This window comes from Aeromonas sp. 84A (assembly GCF_051919345.1).
GTDB lineage: Bacteria > Pseudomonadota > Gammaproteobacteria > Enterobacterales > Aeromonadaceae > Aeromonas > Aeromonas veronii.
Genome location: NZ_JBQBEW010000001.1, coordinates 666,986 through 684,859 on the forward strand (window position 1 = coordinate 666,986; position 17,874 = coordinate 684,859).

17 protein-coding genes are annotated in these 17,874 nt (G+C 63.1%); 9 read left to right on the forward strand and 8 right to left on the reverse strand.

Annotated elements, in window-relative coordinates; genetic code table 11:
- The first annotated feature begins 5 nt into the window (after positions 1 to 5).
- Together ACTG20_RS03180 and ACTG20_RS03185 are read left to right on the forward strand one after the other, a co-directional pair.
- Positions 6 to 1,013: an ABC transporter ATP-binding protein gene (locus ACTG20_RS03180; protein WP_236322495.1), complete on the forward strand. Its 1,008-nt coding sequence runs from the start codon at positions 6 to 8 to the stop codon at positions 1,011 to 1,013.
- Positions 1,014 to 1,052: 39 nt separating this feature from the next.
- Positions 1,053 to 1,706: an HAD family hydrolase gene (locus tag ACTG20_RS03185; protein WP_194495683.1), complete on the forward strand. Its 654-nt coding sequence runs from the start codon at positions 1,053 to 1,055 to the stop codon at positions 1,704 to 1,706.
- A 115-nt stretch (positions 1,707 to 1,821) separates the two neighbouring features.
- Here the strand turns inward: ACTG20_RS03185 and ACTG20_RS03190 are convergent, their stop codons facing one another.
- Positions 1,822 to 3,456, reverse strand: coding sequence for a sensor domain-containing diguanylate cyclase (locus ACTG20_RS03190; RefSeq protein ID WP_139442752.1), 1,635 nt, complete (start codon positions 3,454 to 3,456; stop codon positions 1,822 to 1,824).
- A gap of 83 nt (positions 3,457 to 3,539) precedes the next feature.
- Between ACTG20_RS03190 and ACTG20_RS03195 the strand changes: the two genes are divergently transcribed.
- Positions 3,540 to 3,980: a DUF2214 family protein gene (locus ACTG20_RS03195; RefSeq protein ID WP_047438803.1), complete on the forward strand. Its 441-nt coding sequence runs from the start codon at positions 3,540 to 3,542 to the stop codon at positions 3,978 to 3,980.
- Positions 3,981 to 4,117: 137 nt separating this feature from the next.
- Positions 4,118 to 5,017, forward strand: a complete 900-nt coding sequence (locus ACTG20_RS03200; protein ID WP_139442753.1) for a DMT family transporter — start codon at positions 4,118 to 4,120, stop codon at positions 5,015 to 5,017.
- A gap of 66 nt (positions 5,018 to 5,083) precedes the next feature.
- Here ACTG20_RS03200 and ACTG20_RS03205 read toward each other — a convergent pair whose 3' ends face one another.
- The 3 genes from ACTG20_RS03205 to ACTG20_RS03215 all read right to left on the reverse strand — a co-directional run bounded on the left by ACTG20_RS03205 (position 5,084) and on the right by ACTG20_RS03215 (position 7,412).
- Entirely contained in the window at positions 5,084 to 5,710 is a 627-nt protein-coding gene (locus ACTG20_RS03205) for a glutathione S-transferase family protein (protein ID WP_162515124.1), read from the reverse strand.
- Between the two features lie 106 nt (positions 5,711 to 5,816).
- On the reverse strand, positions 5,817 to 7,085 hold the full coding sequence (locus ACTG20_RS03210; RefSeq protein ID WP_194495682.1) for an O-acetylhomoserine aminocarboxypropyltransferase/cysteine synthase family protein: 1,269 nt from the start codon (positions 7,083 to 7,085) through the stop codon (positions 5,817 to 5,819).
- A 150-nt stretch (positions 7,086 to 7,235) separates the two neighbouring features.
- Positions 7,236 to 7,412 carry a hypothetical protein gene (locus ACTG20_RS03215; protein ID WP_101323416.1) on the reverse strand — a complete coding sequence of 59 codons (177 nt, stop codon included), beginning with the start codon at positions 7,410 to 7,412 and terminating at the stop codon, positions 7,236 to 7,238.
- A gap of 100 nt (positions 7,413 to 7,512) precedes the next feature.
- Here ACTG20_RS03215 and sgrR point away from each other — a divergent pair, with 100 nt between their 5' ends.
- The 4 genes from sgrR to ACTG20_RS03235 all read left to right on the forward strand — a co-directional run bounded on the left by sgrR (position 7,513) and on the right by ACTG20_RS03235 (position 12,945).
- On the forward strand, positions 7,513 to 9,216 hold the full coding sequence (gene sgrR / locus ACTG20_RS03220; RefSeq protein WP_194495681.1) for an HTH-type transcriptional regulator SgrR: 1,704 nt from the start codon (positions 7,513 to 7,515) through the stop codon (positions 9,214 to 9,216).
- Positions 9,217 to 9,361: 145 nt separating this feature from the next.
- Positions 9,362 to 11,539 (forward strand): catalase/peroxidase HPI, encoded by a 2,178-nt coding sequence (katG, locus tag ACTG20_RS03225; protein WP_194495680.1) that lies wholly within the window; start codon positions 9,362 to 9,364, stop codon positions 11,537 to 11,539.
- Between the two features lie 264 nt (positions 11,540 to 11,803).
- Positions 11,804 to 12,199 (forward strand): acyl-CoA thioesterase, encoded by a 396-nt coding sequence (locus tag ACTG20_RS03230; RefSeq protein WP_005336457.1) that lies wholly within the window; start codon positions 11,804 to 11,806, stop codon positions 12,197 to 12,199.
- Between the two features lie 44 nt (positions 12,200 to 12,243).
- The gene (locus tag ACTG20_RS03235) at positions 12,244 to 12,945 is read left to right on the forward strand and encodes a hypothetical protein (protein ID WP_042655738.1); all 702 of its coding nucleotides are present in this window, start codon (positions 12,244 to 12,246) and stop codon (positions 12,943 to 12,945) included.
- A gap of 36 nt (positions 12,946 to 12,981) precedes the next feature.
- Here ACTG20_RS03235 and ACTG20_RS03240 read toward each other — a convergent pair whose 3' ends face one another.
- The 3 genes from ACTG20_RS03240 to tyrS form a co-directional block, all read right to left on the reverse strand.
- Positions 12,982 to 13,731, reverse strand: a complete 750-nt coding sequence (locus tag ACTG20_RS03240; protein ID WP_194495679.1) for a lipase secretion chaperone — start codon at positions 13,729 to 13,731, stop codon at positions 12,982 to 12,984.
- Complete coding sequence (locus ACTG20_RS03245; protein WP_194495703.1) at positions 13,728 to 14,639, reverse strand: lipase family alpha/beta hydrolase; 912 nt, start codon at positions 14,637 to 14,639, stop codon at positions 13,728 to 13,730. Before ACTG20_RS03245 ends, ACTG20_RS03240 begins: the two co-directional genes overlap by 4 nt.
- A 168-nt stretch (positions 14,640 to 14,807) precedes the next feature.
- The gene (tyrS, locus tag ACTG20_RS03250) at positions 14,808 to 16,073 is read right to left on the reverse strand and encodes a tyrosine--tRNA ligase (RefSeq protein WP_194495678.1); all 1,266 of its coding nucleotides are present in this window, start codon (positions 16,071 to 16,073) and stop codon (positions 14,808 to 14,810) included.
- A gap of 146 nt (positions 16,074 to 16,219) precedes the next feature.
- Between tyrS and ACTG20_RS03255 the strand changes: the two genes are divergently transcribed.
- On the forward strand, positions 16,220 to 17,068 hold the full coding sequence (locus ACTG20_RS03255; protein WP_194495677.1) for a helix-turn-helix domain-containing protein: 849 nt from the start codon (positions 16,220 to 16,222) through the stop codon (positions 17,066 to 17,068).
- A gap of 12 nt (positions 17,069 to 17,080) precedes the next feature.
- Here ACTG20_RS03255 and ACTG20_RS03260 read toward each other — a convergent pair whose 3' ends face one another.
- The gene (locus tag ACTG20_RS03260; protein WP_194495676.1) at positions 17,081 to 17,857 is read right to left on the reverse strand and encodes a substrate-binding periplasmic protein; all 777 of its coding nucleotides are present in this window, start codon (positions 17,855 to 17,857) and stop codon (positions 17,081 to 17,083) included.
- Positions 17,858 to 17,874 lie beyond the last annotated feature (17 nt).

The following is a 17,874-nucleotide window of genomic DNA, read 5'->3' on the forward strand; positions in this document are numbered from 1 at the left end:
TCAACATGTTCCATCTAGAAGTGAATCAACTGCACAAATCCTATGGCGACACCAAAGTGTTCGAGGGGATTGAATTCGGCATCCGCAAGGGGGAGCTGGTGACCCTGCTCGGTCCCTCTGGCTGCGGCAAATCGACCCTGCTGCGGGCGCTGGCCGGGCTCACCCCGGTAGATGGCGGTCAGGTGCGGGTGGCCGGTGAAGATATCACCTGGCAGGAGCCCCAGAAGCGCGGCATCGGCATGGTGTTCCAGAGCTATGCGCTCTTCCCCAACATGACGGTGTGGGACAACGTTGCCTTCGGCCTCAAGATGAAACCCCAGCCGGGGCGGGATCTCGCCGCCAGCGTGCAGGAGGCGCTTGAGCTGGTGGAGCTGACCGGCTTCGAGCGCCGCTATCCGGCCGAACTCTCCGGCGGCCAGCGCCAGCGGGTGGCACTGGCCCGGGCTCTGGTGGTGCAGCCGCGGATCCTGCTGCTGGATGAGCCGCTCTCGGCGCTGGATGCCCGCATCCGCCGCAGCCTGCGCCAGCAGATCCGCGAGATCCAGCAGCGCCTTGAGCTCACCACCATCTTCGTGACCCACGATCAGGAGGAGGCGCTGACCATGTCGGATCGGATCTTCCTGATGAACAAGGGCTCCATCGTCCAGAGCGGCACGCCGGAGGAGATCTATACCCGTCCCGCCAGCGAGTTTGTAGCGAGCTTTATCGGCAACTACAACCTGCTTGGGGCAGAGCAGGGCAAGTCGCTGTTTGGCCCCCGTTTTCAGGGCAAGCTGGCGCTGCGGCCGGAGTCCATCACCCTGCTGCCCGCCGGAGCGACCAGCAGCGAGCCCAGCCTGCCCGGCATCATTCGCCAGCAACAGCTGCTCGGCAACGTGATCCGCTATCAGGTGGAGTGCGAGGCGGGGCTGTTGACGGTGGATTGCCTCAACCGCTCGGCTGGCGATCTGCTGGCCACCGGCAGTGCCGTGACCCTGGCGGTGGCCCGGGATCAACTCTGTGAGGTAGCATGAGGCCGCATTTCATTTCTATTTTCACTGCGAGGAGCGCCCATGGCACTGGCACTGTTTGATCTGGACGAGACCCTGATTGCGGGGGATTCCGCCAGCCTCTGGCTGGAGTACATGGTGGCCGAGGAGCTGGCGCCCGCCAGCATGATCGCGGAGGAGCAGGCCATGATGTCCCTCTACCATCAGGGCAAGATGGACATGCATCAGTACATGGCCTTCACCCTGCAGCCGCTGGCGGGCAAGTCGCGCCAGTGGCTGGAGCAGCAGTGCCACCACTTCGCCGAGCAGGTGCTGCGCGAGCGCCTCTACCCGGAGGGGTTGGCGCGCATCGAGTGGCACCGCCAGCGTGGTGACGAGCTGGTACTGATCTCCGCCTCCGGCGAGCATCTGGTGGCCCCCATGGCGAAGATGCTGGGGATGGATCACTGCGTCGCCATCCTGCTCGATGAGGAGGAGGGGATGCTGACCGGCCAGACCCGCGGCACCCTCAGCTTTCGCGAAGGCAAGGTGGCCCGCATCAACCAGCTCTTTGCAGGCAGGGACCATCTCTGGCAGGGGAGCTTTGGCTACAGCGATTCCCACAACGATCTGCCCATGCTGCGGGCAGTGAGCCATCCTCATGCGGTCAATCCGGCCCCCGCGCTCCGTCAGTGCGCCTCGGAGCTGGGCTGGCCGGTGTGGGAGTGGCAGCGCTGAGTCGTGCGCCACACAGGCTTAACGTGCGGCAAGGAGCACGATAAACAAAGAGAGAGGCAGGAGCCTCTCTCTTTGTTTTTGCTGACAGCGTTGTGGTTGATGTTGGCGGTGGTGGCTACCCCTCGTTGGTTTGTTGCCGGGGCTCGCCAAAGGCGGGAATGTCCTCCTCGGCACTCTGGTGAGGGGTGTGGCGCAGCGGGAAGCAGATACGGTTTTTCCCCTCCCGCTTGGCCTGATAGACCCCCTTGTCGGCCAGCTCCACCAGCTCTTTGGCCGAGAGCCCGGAGCGGCTGAAGGCCACCCCGCCGCTGATAGTGATAGTGAGATCGGGTTCGCGCCACTCCAGCTGCTCCACCCCGAGCCGGAACGCTTCCAGCAGGGAGGGGAGCATCGGCTGCTCTTCGCCGTAACGGAAGATCAGCACCAGCTCCTCGCCGCCATAGCGGCAGAACCAGCCCCACTCGTGGAACAGATTCATGCCCAGCTTGCTCACCCGCTTGAGCACCACATCCCCCGCCTGATGGCCGTGGGTATCGTTGACTCGCTTGAAATCATCCAGATCGAACATCACCACCCCGAAGGGAGCGCCACTGTTGAGCTGCTTCTGCAGGCACTCGTCGAAGAAGCGACGATTGTAGAGCCCGGTGAGCTTGTCCTGATTGGCTTGCAGCCGGATCTGGGCAAAGTCCTGGCTGGCGGCATCCATCTCTTCATAGACCTTGGCCAGCTCCAGCATGCGGCGGCCGTTGTAGGCGATACCGCCGGAGCGGCTGGCGCGGATCAGCAGGGTGATCTCCCCCAGCATGCGGCGGAAGTAACGGGACCAGAGCAGGGCCAGCAGCAGATAGAGAATGCAGGCGACGGCAATCATCAGCTGCACGTTGATGGAGACGCTGTCGATCACCTGTTGCATGCTGGCAGTCGGCTCGACGCTGAGCAGGATCCAGCGCTGCTCGGGGATGCGGTAGTAGGAGACCATCAGGCCGCTGGCATCATCGAGGAAAAAGCCCTGCGGCTGTTGCATCCGGGCCAGCCAGTCGGGGTGGGCGAGGGGTTTGAATACCCGTTCGCGATCCGGATGGGCCAGCACCAGCCCGTCATGGTTGAGCAGGAGCTGATAGCCATTACCCAGATGGTGACTCTGAGCATGCCGACTGTTTAGCCAGCTGGCGAGGGGGGTGAGCTGGGTATCCAGCGAGAGTACGCCAACCCGCTTGCCGTCAGGATCTTTAATTACCCGAGCCAGCGCCATGGTGAGAGTGCCCAAGGTGTAGTCGTAATAAGGATCAGTCCAGACAATCTGTCCGGGATGGCTGGCGGCCAGCAGATACCAGGGGCGGGTTCTGGGATCGAACTTCTCGTCGGCCTGCCAGGATGGGTGGATCAGCATCTTGCGATGCTCGGTGCCCACGTAGACGTAATCGAGCTCCATCACCTTGTGATAGGCCTGCCACTGTTGCAGGTAGCGCTCGCCGTTGCGGATCTCCGGACCGCTGAAATCCCGATAATTTACCTGCTGATAAATGAGCGTAAACTGGCGTTTGAGGGTCGCCAGATAGGGTTCTATCAGGGTATGGAAATACTGGGTGTTGCGAGCAATCAGATATTGTTGCTGCTCGTGGCGCAGGGTGCGCTCCATATGCAGGTAGTAGATGCTGCCGAGCAGCAACACAGGGATAAAGAGCAAGAGGAAGCCCAGCCGCATGCGGGTGATCAAAGACCAAGTGTTCTTGGGCTTGGCGGGGGACATGAACAGATCCTTTTCGTCTCGGGTGACACCAGCATATATGATGCTGTGCGGCTCGTCTAAAGGCAGAAAATGAGATGTTTCCGATGCTGAACCACACTCTGCTCTCAATGATTCATTATGGCAGCATAGCGGTGCTGATCCTTGCCCTCTGTGTCGAGTATCTGATCTTTCGGCGCGGCCTGAACATGCTGCGAGTGCGCCGCCTGCTGCTGGCAGATGGGGTGGCGGCGCTGGCGCTCTTCTCCATCTTTGCGACCGGGTGTCTGCTGGCCCTCGAGCATGCCAGCTCGGTGGCAGAGATCTTTGCCCATCCTTCCCACGGCCTCAAGATGGGGCTGTTTCTGCTGATTGTCGGCTCCCTCGTTTATCCCAGCCGCCTCTTCTATCGCTGGCGTCGCGCCCTGCGTCTGGGCAAGGCGCCGATGATCTCCATCCAGCAGCACTTCCGGGTGGTGTGGATCCTGCGGGGCAATCTGCTACTGATTGCCCTGTTGGCCGTGTTCACCAAGTCCTCGCTGCTGTAACACTCGCGGTGCTCAAAAGCAGTGCAAGGCAGAGCGTTGAGAGCGAGAGCGAAGACAAAGAGTGGAGACAAGAGGATAGGGAGGCGGGTATCTTGGATCAGATAACCCGTCACGCGCCGATTTAAGGAAGAATCGCCATGCGCTCCAATCTGATGTTGCTGATGGCTGCCACCATCTGGGGTATGGGCTTTGTCGCCCAGCGCCTCGGGATGGAGCACATGGGGCCCTATACCTTCAATGGCCTGCGCTTTCTGCTCGGCGCCCTCTCCCTGCTGCCGCTGCTCTGGTGGCTCAAATCCCGACAACCTGTTGCCGTCGCGGGCGACCATCGCCAACTGCTGATCGGTGGTGTGCTGGCCGGGCTGGTGCTGTTCTGTGCCGCCTCCCTGCAGCAGGTGGGGCTGCTCTATACCACCGCCGCCAAGGCCGGTTTCATCACCGGGCTCTACATCATTCTGGTGCCGGTACTGGGGCTGCTGCTGCGTCACAAGAGCGGCCTCAATACCTGGATTGGTGCCCTGATTGCTCTGACGGGCCTCTATGTGTTGAGCGTCACCGACGAGTTCACCATCGGCTTTGGCGATCTGTTGCAGGTAGTTGGCGCCCTGTTCTGGGCCGTGCATCTGCTGCTGGTGGATCACTACTCCAACCGGGTTGCTCCCATCAAGCTCGCCGGAGTGCAGTTCGTAGTCTGCGGCCTGCTCAGCCTTGCCACTGCTTTTGTTATCGAAACCCCGACTGTTAGCGGCGCCGTGGCCGGTTGGCAGGCGCTGCTCTATGCCGGGCTGGTGTCGGTCGGGGTGGGTTATACCCTGCAGGTGGTAGGGCAGCGGGGTGCTCATCCGGCCCACGCCGCCATCATCCTCAGTCTGGAGACTGTCTTCGCCGCCGTGGGTGGCGTATTGCTGCTGGGGGAGACGCTGGACGAGCGCGCCATCGCCGGTTGCGCCCTGATGTTGGCGGGAATGCTCATCTCCCAGATCCGCTTGAGGTGGTGGTGGAAGTCGCGCCGCGACAAGGTGCCCGCGACCAAGTAAACCGCAGCCCGCTGCATAACAAAAACGCCCCGACTGTCGGGGCGTTTTGCATGATGGCGACTCGGATCAGGGGCGCTGATCCAGCTCGCGCTCCAGCTCTACCGCCTTCTGACGGGCCGGATGGGTATTGAGACGTTCCCGGTAGGCTTGCAGATGCGGGAAGTGGGCCAGCTGGCCGCTTTGCGCCAGCAGATCCACCAGGAAGGAGTTCATGATGTCGGCGCCGGAGAGGCGATCCCCCACCAGATAGTGGCGATTCGCCAGTACCTCATTGAGGTAGCCCAGCACCTTGGCACACTCCGCCTTGGCGTAGTCCGGCAGGAAGCGCATCGGGCTGCCATCCTTGCGCACGAACATGTCGAGCAGCAGCGGCAGAATGCCGGAGCTTTCGGCAAAGTGGAGCCACTGCAGATATTCGGGATAGTCGGGGCTATCTGATGCCGGAGCCAGCCGCTCGGCGGCGTAGCGGGCGATCAGGTACTCGGTGATGGCGCCCGATTCCGCCAGCACCCGGCCGTCGAACTCGATGACCGGCGACTTGCCGAGGGGGTGGATGGCTTTCAGCTCGGGCGGTGCCAGAAAGGTGGTGGCATCGCGCTGATACGCCTTGATCTCATAGGGCAGGCCCAGCTCTTCGAGCAGCCAGATAATGCGTTGGGAGCGGGATTTGTTCAGGTGGTGCAGGACTATCATAACGACCTCGATTCGGTGGCAGGATGGGGTATACGAGCGGGTGAGGAGGGCGGTTCACCGGCAGTACAAAAAGAGCGGGCTGATGCCCGCTCCCTCGCTGACTGACTCAGGCCTCCAGCGCCTGATCCAGATCTGCCAGAATGTCTTCGATCGCCTCGATCCCCACCGACAGCCGGATCATCTCCGGTTTCACCCCGGCCTTGGCCTGCTCCTCCTCGCTCAACTGGCGATGTGTGGTGGAGGCCGGGTGGCAGGCCAGCGACTTGGCGTCGCCGATATTGACCAGCCGCTTGAAGATCTTCAGCGCATCGTAGAAACGCACGCCCGCCTCGTAGCCATCCTTCAGACCGAACGAGAGGATGGCCGAGGGGCGACCGGCCATGTACTTCTCTGCCAGCAAATAGTGGGGGTGACCCGGCAGACCGGCATAGCTGACCCAGGCTACCTTGGGGTGATGCTTGAGGTGGTGGGCGACCCGCAGGGCGTTGTCGACGTGGCGCTCCATGCGCAGGCTCAGGGTCTCCAGCCCTTGCAGCAGCAGGAAGGCGTTCATCGGCGCCAGCGCCGCGCCGGTATTGCGCAGCGGCACGGTACGCACCCGCCCGATAAAGGCAGCCGGGCCAAAGGCCTCGGTGTAGACCACCCCGTGGTAGGAGGGTTCGGGTTTGGTCAGCTGGGGGAAGCGCTCGGCGTGATCCGCCCAGGGGAACTTGCCCGAGTCGACGATGACGCCCCCCAGCGAGTTGCCGTGGCCGCCGACATATTTGGTCAGGCTGTGTACGACGATGTCAGCGCCGTGTTCGATGGGCTTGCAGAGTACCGGGGTGGCGACCGTGTTGTCGACGATGAGCGGCACACCACGGGCGTGGGCCGCCTTGGCCAGCGCGGCCAGATCGACGATGTTGCCCGCCGGGTTGCCGATGCTCTCGCAGTAGACCGCCTTGGTCTTGTCATCGATAAGGGCGGCGATGGCTTCGGCACTGTCATCCTTGGCGAAGCGCACCTCGACCCCGAAATTCGGCAGCATGTGGGCGAACAAGGTGTAGGTGCCACCATAGAGCTGGGGTGTGGAGACAATGTTGTCACCGGCGGCGGTCAGCGCCTGAATGGCGTAGGTGATGGCGGCGGAACCTGCCGAGACCACCAGCGCGGCAATCCCCCCTTCCAGCGCGGCCATTCGCTGCTCCAGCACATCGTTGGTGGGGTTCATGATGCGGGTGTAGATGTTGCCCGGTACCGCCAGATTGAACAGATCCGCCCCGTGCTGGGCGCTCTCGAACTCGTAGGCCACCGTCTGGTAGATGGGCACGGCGACCGCCTTGGTGGTGGGGTCGTTGGAAAAGCCGTGGTGCAGGGCCAGGGTCGCATCTTTCATCACACACTCCTTGTTGGATGTTGCTTATGGCAGTTATAGATGGATAGACGTCCAATCTATCAGGCCCGTGGCCGATGTAAACAGCAAGATCCGGCAAAGCAATGTCGCCCGCAGGGGATGCGCGTCCCGAGTGGTTGGCATGGCCCGCATTCAGAGGCGACGGCGATACTCCTTGTCATCGATCTGGTTCATATCCCACTGCATCAGGCGGTTGAGCTGCTGCATGGGATCCTCGATGAGCGCCAATGGGCGCGGCAGGATCCGCTTGAAGTAACGGCGCAGGGTCTGCTGGATCCGGTTCGGTTTGAGGGGATTGGCGTGGCTCATGATGGTGCTCCTCTGCTGTGGTTCTCACGTTCATCAGCAGTATTGAGCTAAAATGCGGAAGTAAAAACTGATGACTTACAGCAACAGGATTTCCTCTTTTATGCCGACCGGTCGCCTCTACCAGCAATTTCAACGACTCGCCCAGCTGCTTGGCTGCGACGAACGGGAGATCAGCCTCGCCGAGGTGGCGGATCTGCTCTGCTGCACCCCACGCAACGCCCGTCTGCTGCTGCGGCGGATGCAGGATCAGGGCTGGCTCAGCTGGTCGGCGGAAGCGGGGCGGGGGCGGCGCTCCCGGCTCACCTTGCTCGACAGTCAGGAGAGCCTGACCCGGCGCCGCTTGCGGGATCTGCTCAGTCAGGGCCAGCTGGCGCAGGCGGTGCGGCTGGCCGAGGATCGCCTCGATCTGCTCACCCCGCTGTTGATCGAACAACTCGGTCAGGCCACCCGCGAGGGGCGCCAGATCCTGCGGGTGCCCTACTACCGGCCGTTGCCGCAGTTGCTGCCCACCGGCCCGATGCGCCGCTCCGAAATTCACCTGAGCCGCCAGATCTTCAACGGCCTCACCCGGCGAAATGAGGAAAATGGGGAAATCGAAGGGGATCTGGCCCACCACTGGGAGTGTCTGGGCCCCTGTCACTGGCGCTTCTATCTGCGCCCGGCGGTGCGTTTTCACCACGGTCGCGAGCTGGTGGTGGAAGATGTGATGGAGAGTCTGCTGGCCCTGCGGGATCGCCCGCTGTTCGCCCATCTGGATCGGCTGGAGAGCCCCTGGCCGCGCACCCTGGATCTCTATCTCGACAGTCCGGATCCCTGGCTGCCCCACCTGCTGGCGGAGCCGGTGGCGACCATTTTGCCGCGGGAGCTCAAGGGGGAGACGGGCTTTGCCCTGCAACCTGTGGGCACCGGCCCTTACCGGGTGGCCGCCAACGATCCCCTGCATCTTTGCCTTGCGGCGTTTGACGACTACTTCGGCCTGCGCGCCCTGCTCGACGAGATCGATATCTGGATGCTGCCTGAACTGGCGGAGCGGCTGGAGACCCACCTGCAGCTGGGGCGCGACAGCCCCGAGCTCGGCACCATGCGCGGCGAATCGGAGCTGGAGTCGGGCTGCTACTTCCTGCTGCAGGACGATCGTTCCGGATCCTTGCAGGATCCCGCGCTGCGCCAGTGGCTGGGCCAACTGCTCAATCCGGTGGCCCTGATGGGGCGGGTCGCCCCCGAGTTGCAACGGGGCTGGACCAGCGCCCTCGGCCTGCTTCCTCACTGGCGCGAAGCGTTGCCCACGCCCTGGCCCACACCGGCGCAGTTGCCGACGACCTTGGTGCTTGCCTGCTTCAACCAGCATCTGGAGTTCAACGAGTGCGCCAACGCCATGAGTAGCCTGCTGGCCGAACAGGGGATCAGGCTCGAGGTGCGCACCCTCGATTACGGTCGCTGGGTGAGCGGCGAGGATGAAGACGTGGATCTCTGGCTCGGCACCCTCAACCTCGAACATGCCGGCCCCTTTGCCCCCTACGCCTGGTTGCAGGGCACCCCGTTGCTGCGCAAGGTGTGGAGCTGTCAGCATGGGTTGTGGCAGGGGTTGATGCAGTGGCGGGCCAGCGGTGAGGAGCCTGGCCCTCGCGCCCTGCTGGCAAGGGTGCAGCAGCAGAGCTGGTTTGTGCCGCTGTTCCACCACTGGCTGGAGCTGGAGAGCCGGGTCGGCGTGCACGGGGTGCGGATGACAGCGCTCGGCTGGTTCGATTTTCGCAGTGCCTGGCTGCGGCCCGAGCCGCCCCATCAGCCCGCAGAGGCGCCATAGTTCGTCCAATTTCTGTCGCGGCTGACGGGCGCTCCGTGGCCGCTTGCGTGAAAGATCCGTAAATCGGCCGCTGCTGCACAGTTTGTGTCACGCCTCTGTGCCATGCTGTTTCAGGTTATGGACAGCAGAGCAAATGAGGAAAACGATGAGCAACAATTCAGACAGTTCCGCAGGAAAATGCCCGGTCATGCACGGGGGAACCACCTCCGTCGAGACGTCCAGAATGGAGTGGTGGCCGAAGAGCCTCAACCTCGACATTCTTCACCAACACGATACCAAGACCAATCCGCTGGGGGCCGGTTTCAACTATCGGGAAGCCTTGAAGGGGCTCGATATGGCGGCCCTCAAGCAGGATGTGACCGCCCTGATGACCGACAGTCAGGAGTGGTGGCCCGCCGACTGGGGCCACTACGGCGGCCTGATGATCCGCATGGCCTGGCACTCGGCCGGGACTTACCGCATCGCCGATGGTCGCGGCGGTGGCGGCAGTGGCAACCAGCGTTTTGCCCCCCTCAACTCCTGGCCGGATAACGCCAACCTCGACAAGGCCCGTCGCCTGCTGTGGCCCATCAAGAAGAAGTACGGCAACAAGATCAGCTGGGCCGATCTGATCATTCTGGCGGGCACCGTGGCCTATGAGTCCATGGGGCTCAAGACCTTCGGCTTCGCCTTTGGCCGCGAGGATATATGGCACCCGGAGAAGGATATCTACTGGGGATCGGAGAAGGAATGGCTGGCGCCCAGCGGCAAGCCGGGTGGTCGTTACTCCGGCGAGCGGGATCTGGAAAACCCGCTGGCGGCGGTGATGATGGGGCTTATCTACGTCAACCCGGAAGGGGTGGATGGCAAGCCAGATCCACTGAAAACCGCGCAAGATATGCGAGTTACCTTCGCCCGCATGGCGATGGATGATGAAGAGACGGTGGCGCTGACCGCCGGTGGCCACACCGTCGGCAAGGCTCACGGCAACGGCGATGCCAAACAGCTCGGGCCCGAGCCGGAAGGGGCCAACCTCGAGGAGCAGGGGCTCGGCTGGATCAATCACCACAGCCGCGGCATCGGCCGCAACACTGTGACCAGCGGCATCGAAGGGGCCTGGACCACCCACCCGACCCAATGGGACAACGGCTACTTCGATCTGCTGTTCAAGTACGACTGGTGGTTGCAAAAATCTCCGGCGGGGGCCCATCAGTGGGAACCGATCAATATCGCCGAAGAGGATATGCCAGTGGATGTGGAGGACCCGTCGATCCGCTGCAAACCCATGATGACGGATGCCGACATGGCGCTCAAATTCGACCCCGAGTATCGCAAGATTGCCGAGCGCTTCCGCGATGACCCGGCGGCCTTCTCCGACGCCTTTGCCCGCGCCTGGTTCAAGCTGACCCACAGGGATATGGGGCCGAAGAGCCGCTATGTCGGCCCCTATGTGCCGACAGAAGATCTGATCTGGCAGGATCCGGTGCCAGCCGGACGTGCCGATTATGACGTGGCGGCGGTGAAGGCCAGGATCGCCGCCAGCGGCCTCTCTATCAGCGAGCGGGTCACTACCGCCTGGGATAGCGCCCGTACCTTCCGTGGCTCCGACAAGCGGGGCGGTGCCAACGGTGCCCGCATCCGGCTGGCGCCGCAGAAGGATTGGCCGGGCAACGAACCGACGAAGTTGGCAAAGGTGCTGGCGGTCTATGACAAGCTGGCGACCGAGTGTGGCGTCAGCGTCGCGGATCTCATCGTGCTGGGGGGCAACCTCGCCATCGAGCAGGCTGCCCAGGCCGCCGGGGTGACGGTGAGCGTGCCGTTTGCGCCGGGCCGGGGGGATGCCACTCAGGCTCAGACCGATGTGGCCTCGTTCGAGGTGTTGGAACCGCTGGCCGACGGCTTCCGCAACTGGTTGAAGCAGGACTATGTGGTGACGGCGGAGGAGCTGCTGCTGGATCGCGCCCATCTGATGGGGCTCACCGCCTGCGAGATGACGGCGCTGGTCGGCGGGATGCGGGTGCTCGGTACCAACCACGGCGGTACCGGGCACGGGGTCTTTACCGATCGGGTCGGGGTACTCAGCAACGACTTCTTCGTCAACCTGACCGACATGGGCTACCAGTGGCTGCCGAAAGCGAGCAATCTCTACGAGATCCGCGATCGCCGCAGCGGCGTGCTGAAGTGGACGGCCACCCGGGTGGATCTGGTGTTCGGCTCCAACTCGGTGCTGCGCGCCTATGCCGAGGTCTATGCCCAGGATGACAACAAGGAGAAGTTTGTCTGTGACTTCATCACCGCCTGGAACAAGGTGATGAATGCGGATCGCTTCGATCTGTTGGGCTAGTCCCCGAGCCGTTTGGTTATCTGCACCAGCCCCGCACACCCAAGATGTGCGGGGCTTTTTACTGCTCGTTTTTTTGCAGAGCACCAAAACTCGCCGCACTGCGACACCCGCTGGCCGTTCGCGCAGGGTCGTGGGCATCCCTGTGCTTGGGCCAGCAGTATCATGTAACATGCTGATCCGCTGGTGATGCCCGGCGGCCACCCATTGGCCACTGATGTCCCATGAACGGACAAGGACAGAAACAAAGAGACAAGGAGTCAACCCATGCTGGAAATGCAGATCCAACCCCGCTTTCAGGAGACGGATGCCCTCGGCCATATCAACAATACGGTGCCGGCGGTCTGGTTCGAATCGGCGCGGGATCCCCTGTTCCGGATCTTCTCCCCCGATCTGGATGTGCATAACTGGCATCTGATCATCGCGGGCTATACGGTGCAGTTCAAACGGGAGCTGTTCTACGGCCAGCCGGTCACCATCAAGACTGGCGTGCGCCGCATCGGCACCAGCTCCTTTACGGTCTGGCAGGAGGCCTGGCAGGGCGGCGAACTGGCCGTCACCGCCGAAACGACCCTGATCCATTTTGACTACCGGGCCCGCCAATCCCTGCCCCTGAGCGATGCTCACCGGGAAGGGCTGCGGGCCTGGCTGACAGAGAGTTAACCACGGGCCGGATGGCCCATCACAGGAGTGCTATGTACAACTCAATGCGCAACACAGCGATCGCGCTGACCCTGGGATTCTGCTCCCTCCCTTCTCTGGCCGCTTCTCTCGCCGAGCAGTTTACCCTGATGGAGAAGGGGGCCGAGAGCGCCCTCGATACCCGTCAATTCAGCCATGACGGCGTCGATATCAAGGCCTGGATCGATGGCGCCCCCGTCATCATCGCCGTGCCCATCATGAACGAGCTGGGCAAGCTGGAAGGGGAGAGCCGCTACTACTTCAAGGGCGGCAAGCTGTTCGGGGTCAAAGAGCCCGCCGCCCAGTTCGCCTTTGACGACAGCGGCAAGCTGACCCAATGGCTGGACGAGAAGGGGCAGCCCGCCGAGTTCGTCAGCAAGATGAGCATGCAGCAGCGTCAGGAGTGGCTCACCAAGCGGGCCGCCGAGCTGAGCAAGCTGTTTGTGGTGAGCGCGGCCGAACAGAAGGCGGCCAAGGGGGGCGTCAAGCTGAAGGGGGCGGATCTCGCTCACTGGCTCTGCAACGGCAAACTGATGGATCTCGCCCACGGCGACAAGGTGATCTTCGAGCAGGATAAGCTGAAGATTGGCGAGCAGGGGATCGAAGGGGAAGTCTCCCTGCGTCAGGATAAGGGGTGGCAGGAGCTGAGCCTCAAGTGCGAGGTGCAGGGCACTCAGGTGACCCGCCTCACCTGGCAGCCGTTGCCGGGTGCCAACAAGCCGCAATAAGCGCAGTAGCAAGGGGGCCCATCGCGGGCCCCCTTCTCATTCGGCTTGTGGCTCCCCCAGCTTGAGCCGGGTGAGCGCCTCGACCCGGCGCCACTGTCCGGTCTCGAACCAGCGGGCCAGCAGTTCCTGCTGCTGTTCGGCCCTGGCCTCGTTCGGTAGTTGCCTGAGCTCGGCCAGAAAACCGCTGAGTTGCTCCTCGAACCCTTGCCGGTTCTGCTCCAGCTGGTGCATCCGATCCACCGCTTCCGGCCCCCCTGTCTCCAGCAGCAGAGCCTCCCGTTTGGCCGGGTCCATCTGCGCCAGCCCTTGCAACTCCTCAAGTAGACGGCTGTTGGCCTCCGCCTCGCGAAACCAGCCCGGTTGCTCCGCCAGCCAGAGATCCAGCTCGCTGGCCAACTGCGACTTGTCGCTGTCTCTTGCTTCCGCCAGCGCCCTGCGCCGCAGTGTCAGCTGCTCCATCAGCCGATCCTCGGCAAACAGCTGGGCCTGCTCCGCTGGGGTAAAGCTCTGCTGGCGCAACTGCTCCCGCTCGTCAAACAGGATCTGCAGGCTGGCGAGGGAGATCTCGGTGGGCACCGTCAGGCTGCTCTGGGCGGAGACAAAGGTGCGATAGCGCGCCTGCAGGGCATCGGCGGCCTCCTGCTCGGGATCGTGCGGGTGGCTCTGTGCATGCTGATTGGCTTGATCTGTTGATGAGTCTGCCGTCGGTGCAGTGGGCCAGAGCAACACCCCGCCAAGCAGCAGGGTGATGGCGCAGGGCACGACGAGCAGGGTGGCGATCTTCATAGTCCCAGCTCCTTGAGGCGGTTGGCATGCTGGCGATAGAGGGTGACCGGATCGGTCTCGAACAGATGGTGGATGCCGAAGGACTGGTTCACTTCGTCCAGATGGTTCATCCGGTAGCTGGTGCCGATCACCTTGCCGAGGTGGCTGCTGCAGACCCCGACCAGTCCGTCATTGGGCTCCTTGAAGAAGGCGCCGGTCAGCGCCAGCGCAGGATCCACCGGATCCAGCAGATTGGTCAGGTTGCCGCGCCCGCTCCAGGAGAAGTAGTAGACGCCGTTGCTGGCCTGCATCGGCCCCTCGCCGCAATAGCGGCTGGGCAGCCCCTCCGGGTAGCGCTGGTTGAACTGGCTGGCCCCCTTGCTGGTGAGGGCATCGAGGGCGGCGACTGGATCTTGCGGCAGCTGGCTCCCGCCCGAGAGCAGTGAAATCATGCCGGAGAGGGCGTGGGCCGCGGCGGCAGCCAGCTTCTCGGCGGCGCTGCCGGGGGCGGCATTGGCCCGCACCAGATCGGCAATCTCTGAGCCGTAGTTGACCCCGCCGACGCTGGTGGCGGAGGCGACCAGCTCGGGGGCGACCGAAGCGACATAGCGGATGGTCGGGCCGCCATGGGAGTGGCCGATCAGGTTGACCTTCTCGGCGCCGGTGGCGGCCAGCAGCAGTTCAATCTGGGCGAGCAACTGCTCCCCCCGCTGCTCGGAGCTGGCGGTAGCAGATACCTGAGCCACGTAGACCTTGGCGCCATCCCGGCTCAGGGCTTGCGGAATGCCGTAGAAGTAATCGACCCCGAGCAGCTTGTCGAAGCCGAACAGGCCGTGCACCAGCACTATGGGGTAGCGGGTCTGGGTGTATCCGCTGGCGTGTGCCAGCATGGGCAGGGTGCAGAGCAGCACCAGAAGCCATCTCTTCATCATCAGCATCCTTGTTGATTCGTGAGGAACAGATTGTGTGGCGTACTCCATGTTCGCCGGTGCCAGTATGGTGGCTGCTGACGGGAGAGGCTGTGAGGGGGATCGCAACTCGGGATTCAAAAGGGATTCAGGGTGCGGGCGGGGAAGCTGAGCTCCCCGCCCTGCGGCTTATTGCCACTCCACCAGGTGATACTGCTTCTTGCCCCGGCGCAGCAGCAGGTAGCGACCAAACAGCCGATCATTGGCTCTCAGCTGATCATCTTGCTTGAGCACACCATTGAGGCTGATGGCGCCTGCCGCCAGCAGTTCGCGGGCGATGCGCCTGGAGTTAGCCAGACCGCAGCTGACCAGCAGGCTGACCAGATCGGTCTCGCCGCTGACGGTGCTGCTCGGCATGCCATCCTGCGCCAGCTGGGCCAGATCGCTCTCGCCGAGGCGGGCCACATCGCCGCTAAACAGCAGCTCGCTGATGCGCTGCACCGCCGCCAGCGCCGCCTTGCCGTGTACCAGCTCGGTCAGCTCGTTTGCCAACACCTGCTGGGCCTGCTTGCGCCCCTGCCGCTTTGCGTCTTCCGCCTCCAGTGCATCAATCTCGCTCAGCGGCACAAAGCTGTAGTAGCGCAGGAAGCGGTAGACATCCTCATCCGCGGTGCCGAGCCAGAACTGGTAGAAGGCGTAAGGGGAGGTGAGCGCCGGATCGAGCCAGACTGCACCACCCTCGGTCTTGCCAAACTTGGTGCCGTCTGCCTTGGTGATAAGGGGTAGAGTCATGCCGTGCACCTGCGCCTGATGGAGACGACGGGTGAGATCCATGCCGCTGGTGATATTGCCCCACTGGTCGTTGCCGCCAATCTGCAGGGTGCAACCGAGCCGCTGGTGCAGCACCGCAAAGTCGTAGGATTGCAGCAGAGCGTAGGAGAACTCGGTGAACGAGATGCCCTGATCCGGGCGAGCCAGCCGCTGGCGCACCGATTCCCGCGCCAGCATGGCGTTGACCGAGAAGTGCTTGCCGATATCCCGCAGAAAATCGAGGGCGGACATCTGCCCCATCCAGTCGCCATTGTTGACCAGTTGCGGGGCCGACAGGCCCTCATCGGCGGGCAGCAGCGCCCTGATTTGGGCCGACAGGCTGGCGACCCAACCCTGCACGGTATCAGCACTGTTGAGGCTGCGCTCGGTCGCCTTGAAGCTGGGATCGCCGATAAGGCCGGTTGCCCCGCCCACCAGTGCCACCGGGGTGTGGCCCGCCAGCTGGAAGCGGCGCAGCATCAAGAGCGGCACCAGATGACCGATATGCAGGCTGCCAGCGGTGGGATCGAACCCGCAATAGACGGTGCGCGGGGTGGCAAGATGATCGGCCAGGGCCGCCGGGTCGGAATTCTGGGCCACAAGGCCGCGCTCGGTCAGCTCATCGAGCAGGTGGGGGTTGATCATGGGTTCTCCAACAGCAGGGGGAAAAGCCGTCATCCTCGCCGTTCTGGCCGGTGGCGGATATGTCCCCTGAGGGACAGTTTTGCCACTCTCGTGCTAGCATGCAGCCATAGCGGGGAATCGCTCCCCGCCAACGGAAACGTGTCACCATGACCCAGCCATTCACCACAGATGCCTTGACCCGCAGCATGACCGAGGTGGTCGATGCCCTGCACAGCAGCGCCTTTGCGGTGGCGCTGGTGCGGCTGATCCAGCAGCAGGTGGCGTTTGATTGTGCCCTGCTGCTCGGGGTGGGGCAGCGGCCCGTCTACCTCTACGACAACCTCAATCATCAGCGGGCTCTGCTCTTTGATCGCTACCTCACCAGCCACTTCAGTCAGGATCCCTTTATGCAGGCGCTGGAACAGGGCTTGCCTGCCGGCGTCTGGACCCTGGCGCAGGTCTCCCAAGGGCGGCTCGATCCCGAATATCGCCACCACTTCTATCAGGCCACCGGCTGGCAGGAGGAGGTGGGGCTGATCATGCCAGTGCGGGATGGACTGACGCTGATGCTGTTTCTGGGGCGGCTCGACAAGCGCAGTACCCTCAGTCGTGACGAGCTGGCGAGGCTGGAGCAGCTGTTCCCGCTGGTGCATTCGCTCTGTCGTCAGCAGTGGCGGCAGAGCCAGCCGCTGCTGGCCCAGAGCACTGTGCTGCCAGATAGCGCCAGCCTCAAGAGCGCGGTGGAGCTGGCGATGGCGAGTGTTGGGGGGGATCTGCTCACCCGGCGTGAGCGGCAGGTGGCGGAGTTGCTGCTGCAGGGGCTGGATACCGAGGCGATTGCCGCAGCGCTCGGGATTGGCAGCGGCACGGTGAAGAATCACCGCAAGCATCTCTATGGCAAGTTGCGGCTCGGCTCGCGGGCCGAACTGTTCAATCTCTTTCTGAACCACCTCATTACGGCGCCGGTGGAGGCATCGCAGGCGTCATCGGCGGGAGATAGAGAGAGCCCGCCATAGGGTGGGCCGGGGTTACTCGAGGCGCGGGATGGTGGGAGTGGTTTCGGGCAGGATACTGAGCAACTGGTAGCGCTTCATCAGCTGCTTGTATTCATTCCCCTGTCTGACCTTGTCCAGCGCCTGTTGCAGGCGGGCAACCTGTTGCTTGTCTGCCCTCAGGTTGAAGGCGAAGCAGTTATCCTGCTCTTCAATAATCGCGACGGTGACAAAATCCTCGCTGGGGAAACCCAGCTCTTTGGCCTGATGGCGCAGCATCACCTCGTTGCCCGCCACCAGATCGGTGCGTGCCATGATGAGTTGGCGCACCACCTGATCCATGCGCTCCACCGACATCATATTGCCCGGGCTGATCCCGCGGTTGAGCAGCAACTGCTCCCCGACATCCGCCTGCATCACGCCGATCTGCAGCTTGGCGAGATCCGCTTTGCTGGCCACTTTGGGGGCATCCTGCTTGCGGCCGACCAGCGCGACCCTGGAGTGGCTGATGGGGCAGACCCAGAGGAAGTGGGGATCCCGCTCCTTGGTATGTGCCGTGGTAAAGAGCACGGCCTCTTGCTGCTGGGTCAGCAGATACCAGCCGCGGGCCCAGGGCAGAAAGTGGATGGGTTGCTCCGGCTCCCCCATTTCGCGCCACATCAGGCGCAGCAACTCGACCGCCAACCCCACAGGCTGACCATTTTTATCCTGGCCATTGAGCGGCATGTTCTGCTCCGAATAGTAGATAAGTGCCGGAGCCGGGAGCGCGATAAACAGGGCGAGAGAAGCGAGAGCAGGGAGCAGACGACGCATGATGCACTCCTTGTGCG